The 1,046-nt window shown below is 60.8% G+C and carries 1 protein-coding gene; it reads left to right on the top strand.

The features are described 5' to 3' along the window. Positions 1–21: 21 nt before the first annotated feature. Positions 22–1,046, top strand: a 1,025-nt coding sequence (locus AC5RU9_RS21290) for a DUF7507 domain-containing protein (protein ID WP_494018072.1), incomplete at its 3' end; no start/stop codon positions are given.

The following is a 1,046-nucleotide window of genomic DNA, read 5'->3' as shown; positions in this document are numbered from 1 at the left end:
GACGAAGCCGCTGGCAAGGTAGTGAACACCGCAACCTCGACCGGTACTGATCCGGACAACGGCGAAGTGACCTCCAACGAGGACAGCACCGAAACCCCGGTCACCGCACCGGCACCGGCACTGACCATCGAGAAGACCGCAGGCGCACCGGTCGATACCAACAACTCCGGTATCACCGACGCAGGCGACACCATCGCCTACACCTTCACCGTGACCAACAACGGCAACGTGCCGCTGCACGACGTGAAGGTCAACGACCCGAAGATCGGGGCAGTGACCTGCAAGGCCACCACCCTGGCCGTCGGAGAAACCATCGACTGCGCCGCCGACGCACCGTATGTGATCACTCAGGATGAAGTTGATGGCGGGAACGTTCGTAACGTTGCTACCGCAACGGGTACCGATCCTGACAATGACCCGAAGACCTCGGAAGAGGATTCAACGACTACGGAGATCGTCCGTACCGCTGAGTTGGGTCTTGACAAGATCGCCGGTGCTCCGGTGGACGTCAACGGTTCGGGTATCACCGATGCCGGCGACACGATCGCTTACACATTCGTGGTGACGAACAACGGCAACGTGACCATTTCCGATGTGAAGGTCAATGACCCGAAGGTTGGAACGGTTCTTTGCCCGGAGACAGTATTGGCTCCTGGCCAGTCTGTTACTTGCTCAACCGAGGCACCCTACGTGGTGACCGAGGAAGACGAAGCCGCTGGCAAGGTAGTGAACACCGCAACCTCGACCGGTACTGATCCGGACAACGGCGAAGTGACCTCCAACGAGGACAGCACCGAAACCCCGGTCACCGCACCGGCACCGGCACTGACCATCGAGAAGACCGCAGGCGCACCGGTCGATACCAACAACTCCGGTATCACCGACGCAGGCGACACCATCGCCTACACCTTCACCGTGACCAACAACGGCAACGTCCCGCTGCACGACGTGAAGGTCAACGACCCGAAGATCGGGGCAGTGACCTGCAAGGCCACCACCCTGGCCGTCGGAGAAACCATCGACTGCGCCGCCGAGGCACCCTACGT

The sequence above is a fragment of the Arthrobacter sp. B0316-5-4 genome (assembly GCF_059090325.1).
The sequence above is the reverse complement of the archived record's forward strand: the minus strand, read 5'-3'. Positions and strand labels throughout refer to the sequence as shown.